This is a genomic window from Rossellomorea sp. LjRoot5, assembly GCF_964253455.1.
Classification (GTDB): Bacteria; Bacillota; Bacilli; order Bacillales; family Bacillaceae_B; genus Rossellomorea.
The window spans coordinates 725906-743095 of record NZ_CAXUQN020000001.1 but is presented as its reverse complement, the minus strand read 5'-3'; the positions used below and the strand labels follow the sequence as shown (position 1 = coordinate 743095).

At 38.3% G+C, this 17190-nt stretch carries 17 protein-coding genes; 6 read left to right on the top strand and 11 right to left on the bottom strand.

Annotated features, from left to right (window positions below; translation table 11 throughout):
• Window positions 1-83 precede the first annotated feature (83 nt).
• Window positions 84-476, top strand: a complete 393-nt coding sequence (locus ACSQ2E_RS03650; protein WP_435989396.1) for a hypothetical protein — start codon at window positions 84-86, stop codon at window positions 474-476.
• Between the two features lie 95 nt (window positions 477-571).
• The gene (locus tag ACSQ2E_RS03645; RefSeq protein WP_435989395.1) at window positions 572-703 is read left to right on the top strand and encodes a hypothetical protein; all 132 of its coding nucleotides are present in this window, start codon (window positions 572-574) and stop codon (window positions 701-703) included.
• A gap of 579 nt (window positions 704-1282) precedes the next feature.
• On the opposite strand, the gene ACSQ2E_RS03640 is transcribed toward ACSQ2E_RS03645, so the two are convergent.
• The 3 genes from ACSQ2E_RS03640 to ACSQ2E_RS03630 all read right to left on the bottom strand — a co-directional run bounded on the left by ACSQ2E_RS03640 (window position 1283) and on the right by ACSQ2E_RS03630 (window position 4455).
• Window positions 1283-2602, bottom strand: coding sequence for a hypothetical protein (locus tag ACSQ2E_RS03640; protein ID WP_435989394.1), 1320 nt, complete (start codon window positions 2600-2602; stop codon window positions 1283-1285).
• Between the two features lie 61 nt (window positions 2603-2663).
• Window positions 2664-3218 (bottom strand): hypothetical protein, encoded by a 555-nt coding sequence (locus ACSQ2E_RS03635; RefSeq protein WP_435989393.1) that lies wholly within the window; start codon window positions 3216-3218, stop codon window positions 2664-2666.
• Window positions 3219-4017: 799 nt separating this feature from the next.
• Window positions 4018-4455, bottom strand: a complete 438-nt coding sequence (locus tag ACSQ2E_RS03630) for a DUF559 domain-containing protein (protein WP_435989392.1) — start codon at window positions 4453-4455, stop codon at window positions 4018-4020.
• A gap of 444 nt (window positions 4456-4899) precedes the next feature.
• Here ACSQ2E_RS03630 and ACSQ2E_RS03625 point away from each other — a divergent pair, with 444 nt between their 5' ends.
• The 4 genes from ACSQ2E_RS03625 to ACSQ2E_RS03610 all read left to right on the top strand — a co-directional run bounded on the left by ACSQ2E_RS03625 (window position 4900) and on the right by ACSQ2E_RS03610 (window position 8195).
• Entirely contained in the window at window positions 4900-5166 is a 267-nt protein-coding gene (locus ACSQ2E_RS03625; protein ID WP_435989391.1) for a group-specific protein, read from the top strand.
• Window positions 5167-5264: 98 nt separating this feature from the next.
• Window positions 5265-6152, top strand: coding sequence for a DUF4373 domain-containing protein (locus ACSQ2E_RS03620; protein WP_435989390.1), 888 nt, complete (start codon window positions 5265-5267; stop codon window positions 6150-6152).
• Window positions 6109-6909 carry an ATP-binding protein gene (locus ACSQ2E_RS03615; protein WP_435989389.1) on the top strand — a complete coding sequence of 267 codons (801 nt, stop codon included), beginning with the start codon at window positions 6109-6111 and terminating at the stop codon, window positions 6907-6909. The genes ACSQ2E_RS03620 and ACSQ2E_RS03615 overlap by 44 nt, the downstream gene beginning before the upstream one ends.
• Window positions 6910-7034: 125 nt before the next feature.
• Window positions 7035-8195: a tyrosine-type recombinase/integrase gene (locus ACSQ2E_RS03610; protein ID WP_435989388.1), complete on the top strand. Its 1161-nt coding sequence runs from the start codon at window positions 7035-7037 to the stop codon at window positions 8193-8195.
• 83 nt (window positions 8196-8278) lie between these two features.
• On the opposite strand, the gene sufB is transcribed toward ACSQ2E_RS03610, so the two are convergent.
• The 8 genes from sufB to ACSQ2E_RS03570 all read right to left on the bottom strand — a co-directional run bounded on the left by sufB (window position 8279) and on the right by ACSQ2E_RS03570 (window position 17101).
• Window positions 8279-9676, bottom strand: a complete 1398-nt coding sequence (gene sufB / locus ACSQ2E_RS03605) for a Fe-S cluster assembly protein SufB (protein ID WP_113969016.1) — start codon at window positions 9674-9676, stop codon at window positions 8279-8281.
• Window positions 9677-9714: 38 nt separating this feature from the next.
• Complete coding sequence (gene sufU, locus ACSQ2E_RS03600) at window positions 9715-10155, bottom strand: Fe-S cluster assembly sulfur transfer protein SufU (protein ID WP_034763670.1); 441 nt, start codon at window positions 10153-10155, stop codon at window positions 9715-9717.
• On the bottom strand, window positions 10145-11374 hold the full coding sequence (locus ACSQ2E_RS03595; protein ID WP_435989387.1) for a cysteine desulfurase: 1230 nt from the start codon (window positions 11372-11374) through the stop codon (window positions 10145-10147). Before ACSQ2E_RS03595 ends, sufU begins: the two co-directional genes overlap by 11 nt.
• Window positions 11374-12684 carry a Fe-S cluster assembly protein SufD gene (gene sufD, locus ACSQ2E_RS03590; protein WP_435989386.1) on the bottom strand — a complete coding sequence of 437 codons (1311 nt, stop codon included), beginning with the start codon at window positions 12682-12684 and terminating at the stop codon, window positions 11374-11376. The genes ACSQ2E_RS03595 and sufD overlap by 1 nt, the downstream gene beginning before the upstream one ends.
• A 17-nt stretch (window positions 12685-12701) precedes the next feature.
• Window positions 12702-13487: a Fe-S cluster assembly ATPase SufC gene (gene sufC, locus ACSQ2E_RS03585; RefSeq protein ID WP_435989385.1), complete on the bottom strand. Its 786-nt coding sequence runs from the start codon at window positions 13485-13487 to the stop codon at window positions 12702-12704.
• A 474-nt stretch (window positions 13488-13961) separates the two neighbouring features.
• Window positions 13962-14108, bottom strand: coding sequence for a hypothetical protein (locus ACSQ2E_RS03580; protein WP_435989384.1), 147 nt, complete (start codon window positions 14106-14108; stop codon window positions 13962-13964).
• A 337-nt stretch (window positions 14109-14445) separates the two neighbouring features.
• On the bottom strand, window positions 14446-14811 hold the full coding sequence (locus ACSQ2E_RS03575; protein WP_435989383.1) for a carboxymuconolactone decarboxylase family protein: 366 nt from the start codon (window positions 14809-14811) through the stop codon (window positions 14446-14448).
• Window positions 14812-15643: 832 nt separating this feature from the next.
• On the bottom strand, window positions 15644-17101 hold the full coding sequence (locus ACSQ2E_RS03570; protein ID WP_435989382.1) for an IS1182 family transposase: 1458 nt from the start codon (window positions 17099-17101) through the stop codon (window positions 15644-15646).
• Window positions 17102-17190: the final 89 nt, after the last annotated feature.

The window sequence follows — 17190 nt, the reverse complement described above, 5'->3', positions numbered from 1 at the left end:
TACCTCGGTATTCCTCCGAGAATTCATTGGTCAATTTTCAAATTGATTACAGTTCACAATACAAAAGATTAGGAAGTGAAAGTATGTGTAGCGATGAATTCAAAAAAAAAGCGGAAGAATTAACTGCTCTATTAAAAGCTAGTGCCTCCGATCAGGAACTTTATAAATTTATTGAACAAATTGTGCTGAATGATCCAGAATATTTATGTACAGAGGAGAGAACAATAAAAAAGTTAAAGTTAAAACTAGAACCTCAATCAGTCGATCATAAGATGATGCAAGAATACCTTCCTGAAAAGTGGGAAATTATCCGTAATGATGGACGACTTTTATATTCTGATGAAGACATTCAAAAGGTAATAATATTGCTGACTTTTAATATCGGTGTTAAAAAGAGCTTAGACGTTATTCCTATTGAATTAATTGAAAGATACCTTCAACAAAAAGTAACTAAAGGTGAGGAGGAACAGGAATAATTGATTATGAGATTATAAAGGAATTCGCGATAACCCAAGCTGAAGATATGGAGAAAATAATAAGCGTGATGATGTGTCTTAAGGAGGTGAGGAAAATGCCAGGTAAATTACCTATACCACGTAACCCCAATAAACGACCTTGTGTAGCTAGAAACATTACATTTCCAGTTCAAAAAGAAAATGAATACTGGATACGATTACTCTCTAGCAAAAACAGAATTAATTAAAATGGAAAAGGGTAATTTAAAGTTAGTTCAGTCGCTTCATTGTATATAAATCAGCACTTTTTAGCACTGTAAATCGCAGAGGTGTTTTCGTTAGTTTACTAACATTTTATAATGTAATAACAATAAATTAGCATAGCGATAGCACCTTAATAACTTCTTGACAAAGGATGTCGATAAGAAGTTATTAAGGTGCTATTCAGGTTTTTTCTTTTATTAAAGACATGATATAATATAACTATATTAGTTTTAATTGATTATTTTGTTAACGACCGAGAGGTTGTTTTTGCAATGTGAAGTCCTCTGGAGAGGAATTTCAACAAAAATTAATAATCAAGCGATTATTCAAACATGGTTCATTTAGAGCGATGTTATTTTTTATGATCAAATGGCTCGTTAACAATAAATAAAAAGAAAAGTAGATCTACTCGCTCTACTACGAAATTCTTTTTATTATTGTGAATCAGTATTTTAAATGCCTGATGAACACTATCGGGTTACGCCATACCAACAGATATACTACACGGACCGTTACCATAAATGTACCTAAGGAGCATTTTCAGAACAGCTCGTTCTGCAACCTTAGTGAGTTCGTAAGAGAGCGTATTCTTCAGATTCTATGTCTCCAGGGTCAAATCCCTCACCCACACTATTTATATGATGGGTAAAATACCTGTCTACCTTTAAATCAACAAATTCAATCTCACCTTCCTTGCAATATAAGTTAGATGTTTTATAGTATGATTGAAAAGTCTTTTCTGTTATATTCATTGTTACATTTTTGAGTTGCTTTTCTTTGTAATTAAAGTATTTCCTTGCTCGCTTTTCTAAATTTACCCTGTCAGTTCTTTCTTCTCTTCTTTTGACAGCTTGAGTCCAAGCATAACATGCTTCATTTCTGGTTTTATCAGAGTAAGCAAGAACTTGAATTTTTAGTTTTACTGAGATCCATTGAAAACAAATGATTCGTTGTAAAGCAGTTATAATGTGGTTGTAGCGAGATGCAGATGTGTTTGGGAAGTGGAATATTGCGATGTGGAACTCATAATCAGGTTGAAAATAACCTTTACCTTTTTCTGTCGGAACTACCTTAGTTACATATACGTCACTTTTCTCTAATGTCTCAAATGCTGCTCTGGTTATTTTTGATACATACTTTTTTTTCGCCTCGATGCTAGCACTCTTAAACTTTTCTTCAAAACTGCCATCAATTAAAGGAACATCTTTCTCGATTATTGATTGGCTAGCTTTAACTTTCCTCCTAAACCCAGCATACTTTCTCTTGTTTTTAGTCCCTTCCTGTAGCTCTTTAATCATCCAAAAAAAACAGTTGATATGATAGTCAAACGGAGTTGCTCGTTCGAATTCTTTCGGAAGAAACTTAGGAATAAAATCAAACTCATTAACCAGAAGGGTCTTGTATTTCAACCAATACTCTGTTTTCATAACACCTCGAAGCATATTCTGCTCTTTGGGGTTATAGTCTAATCGCACTTTTTTCTCATCTAAGAAGTTGATCTCAGAGTAGCTGAACGCTCTAGAGATAGGGAAAATACAATGACTACCCTTATAAAACTTTTTGGCAAGAAAATAATACTCTTTATTTTTAGCTACTTCATGCTTTTTCTTTTTTATATTTTCTTCTTCATCCATTTTTACAAGTGTATCCAAACGATAACGAGCTTGACTTTCACTTAAATCAAAAATCTGGCGAAATTGCGCTTTCACCATACAATTTAAGTGATGCGTGATCAGATAAACGAAATTGTGATAATCTTTCATAATGAAAAAGTAAAGATTTGGTTTAATACTCATATTAATAATGTCTGCATTCATAGTAACAGCTGGCACATTTTTATTATGTCGCACATCTCGTATTGTCACCTTTTTAGGTTCATACATAAAGTTTTTCCTCCCTCTTCTATAAGGGCCTTGTCAAATGAGACAGAGCCTTTCGTTAATGTTAATAAACATGAATACCATCTAAAAACTCTCGGCTGAACTCTACCTTTTGCTCGATATCTTGATCACTGTAATTTTTGGTAGTAATCTCGATAGCTATAACTCCTCTTTCCGTTAGGTAGGCTGCATCTGGCGTTGCCTGGAACTTACCTTTATCGTGAGCGTTAATCATTCTATCCTTAAAATCTTCATATTCCGGCCTTTGAGATGCAACTTCCAGTAATTCTTTCTCCGTGATCCACTTCTCCTTACCTTTATCAGAAAACGATAGATACACCTGTGAAAGTTTATGATCGTGTTGAAAGTTTTTAAAATTGCTACTGTATCTATGTCCCATTCCTAATTTCTCGCATTCTTTTATCCCTTTCTTATCTATATATATTTTTTCTTCATAGATTTTTATTAAGCGTGTATTCTCCATTTGTTTCAATCGAGCATCGTTAATTTTAAAGTGTTCTTTCATCTGTTCTTTTGTTAAAACTCCGACTCTCCATAATCCTTTCAAACTATTTGTCTCGCTTGGTCTCAACTTACTTACATAGCGTCTTGGTGCCATTTTATCTTAACCTCCTTAAAATACAAAAACACCACATAGGCTTTAAACCCATGTGGTGCTCCCACTCTTATTGATATTGATTATAAATATGCTTAACTGACTAGGCGGTAAAAGCTGATTCCCCCCTTACAAGGCTAGTTTTTGAGATGCGACAGCATCTCCCTCGCCGTTTGGGGGCGATGACCCCAAGCCCCACTGGCAGGTGGCTCCCAGCAGGGTTCCTTCGCTTTGAGACTCGGACCGGCACCAGCCGGTGAGCCTCCACGAGAAACAAGCGAAGCGAAGTTTCTCGTGGAGGCGAGTTCCAAGACAAGCGAGGAACGAGCAAAGTCTTGGAATCCGAAGTCGGCTAGGAAGAAACAAATAAGGAACAATGGCGAAGCCGAGTGACGAAGTTTGTTTCTTCCGTAGCTAGCGAAGGAACCCTGCTTTTTAGGTGTCACACTCCCGTAATGGAAGAAGAGCAACAAACGCCTATATAGTGAGCATTTTCGCATTGCGAAAATGCTCATCGGTTCTGCGGGGGGCGACTACTAGTACCGTGCATACAATATGCAATGGCTTATACCGATATTATAGCAACTTTTTGGAATTGAATGAAAGTAAATCCACGTGGATTTTGGTTTTGTAGAAACTGGTGCGAAGAGCCGTCTATTTTCATTGTTCCGAAGGAACAATCTTTATAATATGTTATTTGGATGGATTTACGGAACATATACTCCTAGTACATTTATAAACCTTCATTATCAGAACAAAGGTAACTAATAAAAACAGAGCACCTAATAGGCGCTCTGCTCTTTTAATGAACCACACTGTAACTTGTAATAACACCAGGAAACCAATGCTTCGTTTTGATTAATCCAAACTGGTACAACGCGTGGCAATAAATCATTCGGGCAATCGCTTCAAAACCAATTGAATCGATATCGTGACAGTCCACCCTAAATACTTTCCACCCTCGTTGCATCAGTAAGAATGAATCTCGGCGCTTATCATACTCCTCAACATGATCTGGACCATCAATCTCATATGCTATCTTGTTTTGACCATGCAAGCTAATGAAACCGATATCCAGTGAAGAACGAGAAACACTGACTTCTGGAAAGGGACCGTCAAACCTATTCTCACCAAAGCCGAGTTTGTATAACTGGGTATACAATTCCAACTGTGTGAAGCTTGGTTTTGGTACCCAAACATCATTATATTTGTCTCCTGGAAACTGTACTTCTTCGAACATTTGAACCATTCCTTTCAGTTTTGGGATGGTTCTCCCGTCCGGTTTCTCCTTATGACATACCTTATGTCTTTTTCTCTACAATACTATGATATTAGCAATATAAAAAAATATTACATTTTTACATAATTCAGGTTAGAAATGATTTCTTTCACTAAAACCAATTTTCAAGCACACCTGCAATTTATAAATTTCTAAAGATAAAATTAAAAAAGAACCGTAAAATTTTTCACCTATAGTATCCATCCTAAATACTGTTTTATATAATAACTCCATCATGAAGAGAGAAAACTCTCATCGCTCCATGTTTTAAATTCTATTTCAACATTTTTATCGCCTATAATATCCATCCTTCAAAAACTTTTTTATAATTATCACCAATAAGGTCCAATGAGACAAAGATTACTACAGATAGAATAAATTACTCACTAAAGAGGGGGAAATAAATTGATTAATATCACAATCGATCAAGAAGAAGTTCGAGAACATTATATGAAAAAGATTGAAGAAAAAATGAATGAAATTGATGGGGAGTTAGTGTATTGGGATAGTAAAGAATTAATGCGCAGGACCTGCATGAGTTGGAATACTATTCAGAAAGAATTTTTCTTCCATCCTGAATTCCCAAAGTTCAAGCTAGGAGGAAAATGGTATTTTGATGCTCAGGATACAAAAATGTTTTTACTTCATTGGTTACGTGATAGGAGTTTGTGAGAAATTCAGAAAGAAATTTTGGGGATTATGTAAAAGGCAGAAGACATAAATAATGTTGTTTTATAGGTCAAAAAAAAAAGAAAGAATGGGTGAATAAAATGGCTAGACCAACAAAAGTAGGATTAGAGTACTTTCCATTAGACGTAGACATTGAGCATGATGACAAGTTTGGGTTAGTGGTAGCAACTCATGGAATATTGGGGATAGGAATTGTAGTAAGACTCCTTATAAAAATATATAAGAAGTCATACTTCTATAAATGGGAAGAGCGTGAACAGTTAAGGTTTCCAGATAATACTGGTGTTGACATAAATCAAGTAAACGAAGTAATTAATACTTGTCTAAAGTGGGGATTCTTCGATAGAAATATGTTTGAAAAGTATAATATCCTTACTTCCCATGGCATTCAAATTAGATATTTGGAGGCTGTTAAAAGGAGAAAAGAAGTAGAAGTCTATAAAGAATATTGTCTTTTAAGCAAAAAAGAAATTAATGAATGCGATAACATAGTTATTGTAAACCTAAACTTTGATAATGACACCATCTATCTCCAAAGTAAAGTAGAAGAAAGTAAATTAGAGGATAGTGAAGTAGAGGATAGTGAAGTAGATTTAGAAAGCAACAAAATAAATAAAATTTACAACCATTACCTCTCCAAAAACGTAATCAATCATAAAAAGCTAACGAATGAAATTAAAAATGAAGTAAGGGCAAGGTTAAAGGATTACAGTGTTGATGAATTAATTAAAGCAATAGATAACTATTCTCTAGTATTCTTTAGTAACCTTCATTATTTTGACCATAAATATCCATTAGGTGATTTAATGAGAGAAAAATCCATTAGTAAGTTTCTTGATGAATCTGATCCTATTAACAATTTCAAAGATAAAAATAAAGAAAAGAAAGGTGTAGTTCCAAATGGAGAACGAGCAGACGAACTCGATGCAGAATACAATTTCGACAGAGAATGCTCCTTGGGTTTCTAAGGGTCAGTTTCAATACTTAGTGTACGAAACTGATAAATGCAATTGCGGGAAAGAGTTCAATTCAGCTTACCTGCTTAGAATCCTCGATGGTATTGATGCTAGAGGTTATATAAAAGATATTTGCCCTGAATGTGAAGAAAAAGAACGATTAGAAGCAATTAGGGTATTAGAAGTCGAGGAATGTACCAAAAATTATTATAGCGAATCCCAACTTAACAATAAGTTAATTGAGGCATCATTTGATAACTTCAATCCTAAAAGTAATGATCAAGAGAGAGCGCTTAATATTGCCAAGCGTTATGCTACAAATTTTCAGCTTAAAAACCCAGTTGGTTTATTATTTTACGGTAATTACGGTACTGGCAAAAGTCATCTTGCTGCTTCAATTGCACGAAGCGTCTTAGAAATCCCCGTAGATACTATTTTCATACCTGTTCCAACACTGCTAACAAAAATAAAATCTACATTTGGAAACAAAAGTTATGAAACGGAAGCAAGTATCATCCATCAATTATCAAATGTAACATTGCTTATTATAGATGATATAGGTAGTGAGAATTCAACTGATTGGGTTGAAGAAAAGCTTTTTGAAATCATAGATAACAGAATTGGGAAACACACAATTTACTCAAGTAACCTTTCTCCTAAGGATCTTCAACAAAAACTTGGTGGAAGAATTTTTTCAAGACTATTAGAAGATGTTCAACCAGTAAAAATGTTTGGCGAGGATTATAGACTAAAGCACTTAAAAAAATAAAGCTGCTACACCTAAAAGAGCCGATAAAAAACAGTTATTCATTTTTTGTTTAAAGCACACCCAACACATACAATTTTATTAAGGGCTATTCAAATAGAGCACTCCCTTCTAAGGAGGAGATTTAGATGGCAACATATCGTAAACTTAAAAGCGGTAACTGGCAAGCAAGAGTATCAAAGGAGGGAAAGGAATTTAGTGTTGGTACGTTTCGCAGTAAAAAAGAGGCAGAAATAGCAGCAGCTAGAGTGGAGGAACGAATTTATTATGGACACACATTATCTGACAGAGAGATGCTGTTTGATGAGGTAGCAAATGAATGGTTGCAAGAGCACAAAAGACTCACCTTAAAAGAGTCAACCTTTAAGCAAATAGAGGTGGTGGTTCGCCTGCATATCCTACCTTATTTCGGCACTAGAAAAATAATGGGTATAAAACGCCCAGAAATTAAACGTTGGTTAAACAAATATGCTGAAGAGAAGAACAAAAAAGGGGATGATAAATATGCTTATGGTTCAAGGCTAAGATATCTATCAGTTTTAAAGGGGATTTTCCATTATGCTACTCATGAGTTAGAGATTCTGGAAAAAGACCCTACTCAAAAATTGAAAATCCCAGTAAAAGATAAAATCAATATCAATAAAGACATTAAATACTACAGTTTAAATGAATTAAATAAGCTCCTAGCCTTCATGGAGAATTATAATCACCGACGCTTTAAAGAATATCAGTTGTATTACATGTTAATACTCCTTTTAAGTAAAACAGGATTAAGAATTAGCGAGGCGCTTGCTCTTAGATGGACAGACATAACAGGAAACAAAATAAGGATAGAACGACAAACAAGTAGAGATGATAACAACAACTTAACCTTAACCTCCCTAAAGAACACGTCATCTTATAGAACGATTCAAATAGATGAAGTGCTAGTCACCGCTTTAAACGAATTCAAGAAAGATCAATATCAGGTTATTTTAAAATACAAGACATTTAAAAAGAATACTGAAGGAATTATCTTTCAAAACTTTTTGGGTAACTATTTGACACCCTCCACAGTTAGAGATTCAATACAAGAATATTGCCTCAAAGCTGGAGTGGAATATAAAGCCACGCATGTATTTAGACATACACACGCTGTACTCTTATTAGAAGCAGGAGCATCAATCAAATATGTGTCCAAAAGGTTAGGCCATGCTTCTATTAAAGTAACAGCAGATGATTATTTAGATATTACTGAAAAAATTGAAGAAGATGAATTAAAAAAGTTTGCCGAATACACAAAAAGATAAGGAGTCGGCACGACATCGGCACGACTCCTTATCTTTACTTTTTTTTCATCCAGAAACCCTAGAATTAAAAGGGGTTTTGGCTTTTATCCGATTGAACCTTCCATTTCGAACTTGATCAGGCGGTTCATTTCAACTGCGTATTCCATTGGAAGTTCTTTCGTGAATGGCTCGATGAAGCCCATTACGATCATTTCTGTTGCTTCTTCCTCTGAAATACCACGGCTCATAAGATAGAATAATTGTTCTTCGGATACTTTTGATACCTTCGCTTCGTGTTCTAACGAGATGTTATCGTTAAGGATTTCGTTGTAAGGGATCGTATCGGAAGTTGATTGGTTATCCATGATCAGCGTATCACACTCAATGTTTGAACGTGCGCCTTCTGCTTTACGGCCAAAGTGTACAATTCCACGGTACGTTACTTTCCCACCATGCTTGGAGATGGATTTAGAAACGATTGTAGAAGATGTATTTGGTGCCAGGTGAATCATTTTCGCTCCGGCATCCTGATGCTGGCCTTTACCCGCGAGTGCGATGGATAGTGTCATACCACGAGCGCCTTCACCTTTAAGGATAACCGCTGGGTATTTCATCGTTAATTTAGAACCGATGTTTCCATCTACCCATTCCATTGTTGCGTTCGCTTCACATACAGCACGTTTCGTTACCAGGTTGAACACGTTGTTCGCCCAGTTTTGAATCGTTGTATAACGGCAGTACGCATCTTTCTTGATGATGATTTCAACGACTGCAGAGTGAAGTGAGTTCGTTGTGTAAACCGGTGCTGTACACCCTTCGACATAGTGCACACTTGCACCTTCGTCGACGATGATCAGTGTACGCTCGAATTGACCCATGTTCTCTGAGTTAATACGGAAATACGCTTGAAGTGGTGTATCCACCTTGATTCCTTTAGGAACATAGATAAAAGATCCACCGGACCATACCGCTGAGTTAAGGGCAGCGAACTTGTTATCCGTTGGAGGAATAACCTTCGCCCAGTGCTCGCGGAAAAGCTCTTCATTCTCTTTAAGGGCAGAATCTGTATCTTTAAAAACGATCCCCATGTCTTCAAGATCCGATTGCATGTTGTGATAGACAACTTCTGACTCATACTGAGCAGAAACCCCTGCAAGATACTTTTGCTCAGCTTCCGGAATACCTAATTTATCAAACGTTTGCTTGATTTCTTCAGGTACTTCATCCCAGCTGCGCTCTGACTTTTCAGAAGGTTTCACATAGTAAGTGATCTCATCGAAGTTCAGTTCCTGCATGTCTCCGCCCCATTGAGGCATAGACATATTATAAAAATGCTCAAGTGACTTCAAACGGAAATCAAGCATCCACTTAGGCTCATCTTTCATACGAGAAATTTCTTCAACGATTTCTCGCGTCAAACCACGTTTAGAACGGAAAATCGATACGTCTTTATCGCTAAAGCCATATTTATAGTCTCCGATCTCAGGCATCTTCTTTGCCATGTTGATTCCTCCATTCTTAGATAGAGTCGGAGAAGAGCTTATTCCTGCTCTTCTTCCTGCACTCCTTTTTCCATCGCTTTCCAGGCTAGTGTCGCACATTTGATACGTGCCGGAAATTTCGCGACTCCTTGTAATGCTTCTATATCTCCTAAATCCACATCGTCGTCATAATCATTGCCCTGCATCATATCAGAGAAGATTTTGGAGAGCTTGAGTGCCTTCTCGATCTCTTTTCCCTTGACCGCCTGTGTCATCATGGACGCAGAAGCCATGGAGATGGAACAACCTTCTCCGTCGAACTTCGCATCCTGAACGACACCATCTTCAACCTTTAACGTAAGGTGAATACGGTCTCCACATGTAGGGTTATTCATATCGATGGTAAAGCTTCCATCCTCTAAAGAACCTTTATTACGTGGATTTTTATAATGATCCATGATGACTTGTCGATATAACTGATCTAAATTATTAAAAGACATCGCTGAAAAACTCCTTTGTCTTCACCAGGCCGGCAACAAGTTTATCAATATCTTCTTCTGTGTTGTAAAGATAAAAGCTGGCACGTGCCGTTGCGGATACGTTCAACCACTTCATCAACGGTTGTGCACAGTGATGACCAGCGCGAACGGCAATCCCTTCAGCATCAAGTACGGTTGCCACATCATGCGGATGAACATCATCAATGTTAAACGTAACAAGACCTGCCCGTTTTCCGGGATCACTTGGTCCGAAAATTTTCATGCCTTCGACTTCATTCATTTTCTCCAATGCATAAGCCGCAAGCTTATGTTCATGTTCTTCAATGTTATGAAGTCCTACTTCTTCAAGGAAATCAATCGCAGCTCCAAGTCCAATGGCACCTGCAATGATCGGTGTACCACCTTCAAACTTCCACGGTAGCTCTTTCCAAGTGGATTCCTGAAGTCCGACAAAGTCGATCATTTCTCCACCAAATTCTACCGGTTCCATTTTGTTCAGGTGTTTTTTCTTACCGTAAAGGACTCCGATCCCTGTAGGACCTACCATCTTATGACCTGAAAAGGCAAAGAAATCACAGTCAAGATCTTGCACGTCGACTTTCATATGTGGAGCAGCCTGTGCTCCGTCAACGACCATGACTGCTCCATTTTCATGAGCAACCCTGGTGATTTCTTTAATTGGATTCATTGTACCAAGCACGTTTGAAACCATCATGATGGAAACAATTTTCGTTTGTGATGTCACAGTCGCTCGTACATCTTCAATCGTAATCGTGCCATCTTCCTGAAGAGGAACATATTTTAATGCAGCTCCGGTTTCTTTGGCTAACTGCTGCCAAGGAATGATATTGCTGTGATGCTCCATGTGAGTGATCACAATTTCATCCCCCTCGGTTAGGTTGGCGCGACCGTAGCTTGCTGCAACGGTATTGATTGCGGTTGTCGTACCACGGGTAAAAATTACTTCTTGAGTCGAGGAAGCGTTGATGAAATTGCGGACCTTTTCACGGGCACCTTCATAACCATCTGTCGCTCTCGTCCCAAGGGTGTGGACTCCCCGGTGAACATTTGAATTATATCCACGATAATAATCGTTCACTGCTTCTATGACGGAAACAGGCTTTTGAGAGGTTGCGGCACTATCAAGATAAACGAGTGGATGGCCATTTACTTCCTGGTCGAGAATCGGAAATTGTTTGCGAATCTCTTTTACATCCATTAGTTTACTTTCCTTTCAATTACCTCAACCAGCTGTTTCTTGACTCCTTCGATCGGCAATTGTTTTACCACTGGAGCCAGGAAGCCGTGAATCACAAGACGTTCAGCTTCATGCTGAGGAATCCCGCGGCTCATCAAATAGTAAAGTTGAAGTGGATCCACTCGCCCTACTGAAGCAGCGTGTCCTGCCGTTACGTCATCTTCATCAATGAGAAGGATCGGGTTTGCATCCCCTCGTGCTTTTTCGCTAAGCATCAATACGCGTGATTCCTGCTCGGCGTTTGATTTGGAAGCACCATGTTCAATCTTACCGATACCGTTGAAGATAGAAGATGATTCGTCCTTCATGACGCCATGCTTAAGGATGTATCCTTCAGAATTTTTACCGTAGTGAACAACCTTTGTCGTAAAGTTCTGTTTCTGTTTCCCGCGTCCAACGACTACGGTTTTCGTATCGCCATAAGAGCCATCGCCCATAAGGTTCGTGACGTTTTCAGAAACGGTGTCCCCATCGTTCATCAATCCCAGTGCCCACTCGATGCGTGCATCTCTTGCAGCTATTCCACGACGGTTTACGTAAGTCGTGATTCCGCTTGAGAGGTTATCCACTGCACCGTATGCCACTTTCGCATTATCCTTCGCCAACACTTCCGTTACGATGTTATAGACACCATCTTCCACATCTGTGGTGGAAATATAGTTTTCAACATATGTCACAGAACTGTTATCCTCAGCTACCACCAATACATGGTTGAACATAGCAACTTCAGCATTGTCGTGGACGTATACCGCTTGAATCGGTTGAGAAAGTTCAACGTTCTTCGGAATATACAGGAAGACCCCGCCGTTCATCAATGCAGCATGAAGGGCTGTAAGCTTATGCTCATCCGTTTTCACGCCCTCAGTCATGAAATACTTCTGTACCAGCTCACTGTGCTCTTTTACAGCTGTAAAAATATCCGTAAAAATAACACCGTTGTCTTTTAATTCGTTTGAAAGAGAAAGAAAAGCTGGCGTATTATTTCGTTGAATATAAAGGCTTTGATCCTTGCTTTCTAAATCAACTAATGCTTTCACTTCATCTGGCAGCTCACTCAAAGATGAAAACGTATCACTATTCACTGTGTGCTTTTGGAATTGAGTAAAATTCCAATTTGTGATTTTCGTTTTATCAGCAACTGGAAGGCTTAGATCCTTTACTTTACCAAAGGCATCTGTACGAAGGGTTGTTAACCAATCCGGCTCTCCAAGTTGTTTTGAGTAGGAGCTGACATAGTCTTGATCTACTGGTAGTTTCGTTTCTACAGTCATTTTCATCCCCCTAACACTTACGCTTCTTGGCCGACAGTTTCGTCTTTGATTCCCAGCTCTTCTTTAATCCAGTCATATCCTTCTGCTTCAAGGCGCTGTGCTAATTCTTCGCCGCCTGATTTCACAATGCGTCCCTGCATCATAACGTGAACGTGATCAGGTGTGATGTAGTTAAGAAGGCGCTGATAGTGAGTAATGATCAAGCAGCCGAAATCTTCCCCACGCATTTTGTTGATTCCTTTTGAAACAACTTTAAGCGCATCGATATCAAGACCTGAATCGATCTCATCAAGGATAGCGATCTTAGGTTGGATCATCATTAGTTGAAGGATTTCGTTACGTTTCTTCTCTCCGCCTGAGAATCCTTCGTTCAGGTAACGTTGAGCCATATCCGGATCCATTTCCAAGTATTCCATTTCAGAATCCATCTTGCGGATGAATTTCATAAGAGAAATTTCTTCTCCTTCTTCACGACGGCTGTTGATCGCTGAACGTAAGAAGTCAGCGTTCGTTACTCCATTGATTTCACTTGGGTACTGCATTGCAAGGAATAGACCTACGCGAGCGCGCTCATCCACTTCCATATCAAGGACATCTTCTCCGTCGAACGTGATGCTTCCTTTTGTCACTTCATACTTTGGATGACCCATGATAGCAGAAGATAAAGTTGACTTACCCGTACCATTCGGTCCCATTACTGCGTGGATTTCTCCACCTTTAATTTCAAGGTTAACCCCTTTCAGGATTTCCTTTCCTTCAATCTCAACATGAAGATCTTTAATTGTTAAAGTAGAACCTGCCATGTATATTTACCTCCGTGACTTTATAATGAATTTAAGAATATAATTCTTTAATCATTCTCAATTTATTCTCATTACAATCTTATAACAAATAAAAGCTATTATCAACTTTTTCAAGTTGTCAGTTCATGTTAACCGAACGATAGAAACCCTTTCTATTGTTCGCCAAAATGTGTGGGAAAATGTAGGGTGTCTATGACCTGTTTTCCTAAGGCAGACTATGTGAGAAATTTTGCTTTTCATATAGCGAGTGATTTGATTTCCGCTGCAGGTGCTCGCTTTCCTCGGAGCGTGAGTTGAGCCTCCTCGGGCAAAGCCCTGCGGGGTCTCAACTTTCCCGCTTTTCCCGCAGGAGTCGAGCACCTTCCGCTCCAATCAATTTTCAAAGCCTGTGCTTCCTACAATGGCCATAAATTTAATTTCTAATAAATAAAAAACCAGTGCATCGTCTACACTGGTTTCCTTTTTTCTTCCTTATTATATATTAGCGTGCACCCTGCGATCAAGGGCCGCAATCATTCTCCGGCTTTCTTTGTAATCCTGCTCTCTTTTCTTCTCTACTTGCATTCTGACATCATGCTTTCGTTTGTACACCTCATAACCTATTCCATGGGCTCCATGCATTGCCTTCTCCATTTCACTTGTGTACGAGATACTCTCAAGAGAGTCGATAATGAATCATTCCTTTCAGGTTTTTTATTACTTTACAACTATACTACCCCCTCGTTCACAAGACAAAACCGGTATTTCATCATTTTTTCTGAAATTCATCCGTCAGCCTGATTCCCGGGGGCTACCCTTAAGTTTTCACAAAATTCCGCCGTTATACTTCCAAATAATAGTCCACCGGTGAAATATTATTAGTTTGGATGTATATTTATTACTGTTGGAGGTCCGCATATTTATGATTTTCGTAAACGTATCCATAAAAAAAGAGAAGGATCTCTCCCTCTCGATGCACTCATTGCTTTAATTGATTCAAATCCTGAATCGACTGTTGTACTAATGTTACGGCCTGACTCATGACTGCGCCTCCACCGAATGCAGCTGTTACACCGATGGTTTCAAGGATCTCTTCTTCAGAACATCCTTGATCGAGGCATCCTTTTGTATGATAGATGATACAATATTCATCCTGGGAATAGAGACTGATTCCCAGTGCTATCAACTGTTTTTCTTTTTTGGAAAGGATCCCTTCCCTGAAGCAGTGCTCTGTGAACGTATTATATTGCTCAGCAAGTTCAGGCATTTTCTCAGTGAAGATTCCAAGTCCCATTTTATAATCATGAAGGGCAGCTTCGGTAGTATTTCTAGGTTCCATCTGCATATCATTCCAACTCCATTTCGAAAATAGATTCATCGGAAATAGTATGAGCCAATTTGGAAATGAATATGTTAAAAAGTTACCGATACCACTTGATGAAAGAAAGCGACTGGGACAAGAGTGTTTTGTTAAAAGAAAATCCGAACGATCTTTCGAAATTCTTTTTTAAATCGAAGTCGTTCGGATTTATTATTTAGCTGTATACGTAAATATAAATACTTTTGAATGTAGTGAGTAGTGGTTGATTTCCGCTCCAGGTGCTCGCTTTCCGCGGGGCTGGCGGTGAGCCTCCTCGGGCTAAAGCCCTGTGGGGTCTCACCTGTCCAGCGTTTCCCGCAGGAGTCGAGCACCTGCAGCGAGAATCAACTTTCCCAGCGTAAGTGTTTCACTATAACATTGTAATGTCGAGTTTGCTTCACCATTAGATACACCAATTCTTTTTCTATGAGTTGCTGTGAGCCATTACCGTTAAATATACAAATACCGTTTCTTACTTGATGTAAATGATTCATTTTGCACCGGCACAGCCCTAATAATCAAACATTCGAAAACTATTGTCTGTGTATGAATAACAACAACCTTGGTGAATCACCCTTTTATTATTATTGCTAATGCATATTCCGTGTTTACAGCAGGATCTAGCTATTGATTGGAGTGCAAGACGAAGACTCCTACGGGAAAAGCGGAATAGGTGAGACCCCGCAGGAGCGAAAGCGAGGCCACTGATAATATACCGATTATTTGATTTGTAAAACAAAAGTGGGTTTTAAAGAACACAAAAAGAGTGTATTTTTGGGTTTTCCTCCCATAATACACTCTCATTTTTATTTCTTTCTTACTTTTTTTCGTTCATTAGTTTTATTATTCGCTTGATATTCACCGCGAAGATGGAGGTGGCTCCTTGGATATGCATACCTAATAGACCCGCGGCGTTGGCTTTATCGTACCCGTGTCTGTTTTTGAGTTCACTATTCTTAGCCTCAATTTTATATCGAGAACGTGAGAGTTCTTTGAACTCTTCGGAATGTTGGAATGTCTCGTGCTCCGAATGTTCCTTTGATTTAATGGTCAGAGAGTAGCTCTTTGTCTTCGCCCCTTCTGTGTAACATCCTTCTCGAATCGGACACTCTTTACATTCCTCAATGTCCCAATAGAATTTTATTCGTGTGTTACGATTCTTGTCTCTTTTTTTTATGTGTCCACTGTTTTTAGACAAGTGTCCCGCGGGACACATATAGCGACCTGCATCTTTGTTATAAACGAAACTGTCATCTTTTCTTCTGCCATTTGTAATAAGGGGATGCAGCTTAGAAACGAGCTTAAGTTTTTCTTTATTGGCATAAATGAGATTTTCTTTTCGAGAGTAAGCTTTGTCACCAATGACTGCCTCTATTTCAACTCCATTTTTTTTCGTTTTATCAATTAAGTCAGGAAGATAGTTACCATCCGATTTTTCTCCGGAAGTAATAATAGCCGCTGTGATGATTCTTTCATCCGAAAGGGCAAGATGGGTCTTATATCCATGAAAAGAATGGTCTTCAGATTTGTGTCCGACTCTCGCATCAGGATCCGTTGAAAAATGGGTATTATACTTACTATCTTCAACGGCTTCCTTTAAAACGTTAAGCTTTTCCTTCACGGATGGGACTTTTGCAATTTGTGGAGATCGTTCAACCACAGACACTAACTGTTCGGTGTATGTAAGTTCTTCTTGGTAGCCCCCGTCAACTGGTTTACTAGGGAAACTTTCTTTCATTTTCTCATCATATTGGTAAATCGTCTTACGAAGCTTTTTGGACAATTCTTGTAAGTATTGTGTAGCTGATTTTGAGTTATATCGAGAACTAGTATGAGTGGCGTCTAGGATAATGGATTTTCCTAATAAAAGATTGTGCTCAAGGGCTATTTCTACCGTCTTTCCGATTAGTAAATCAAGTAATTTCATATCCTTAATACGCAGTCTTCGAAATTTAGTAAGAGAACTTGGGTCAATTACAGGCTCCTCAGGAGCGAGATCTAGAAAGTATTTAAATGACAAATCGTATCGAGAGCGTTCGACAACATCGACATCTGATAAGTCATAAAACACTTTCAGTAAGAGGTATTTAAACATTCGAATAGGTGGAATGGCGTTTCTACCATTATCAATACTATAATTTTTTTTAAGTTCATCCAGTATAAAGGAGAAGTCAACGAGTTCTTTCGTTTGTCGCAGTAGGTTATCTTTTGGAACTACGAGGTTGTACAACTCGTAATATGGACTTAAAACTAATTCTTCTTGTTTTGATAACATTGAGAACACCACCTATTCACTAATACTTTAATTATAAAATAAAACAGTCAGACAATCCTCATTTTCATGAAGATTGTCTGACTGAAATT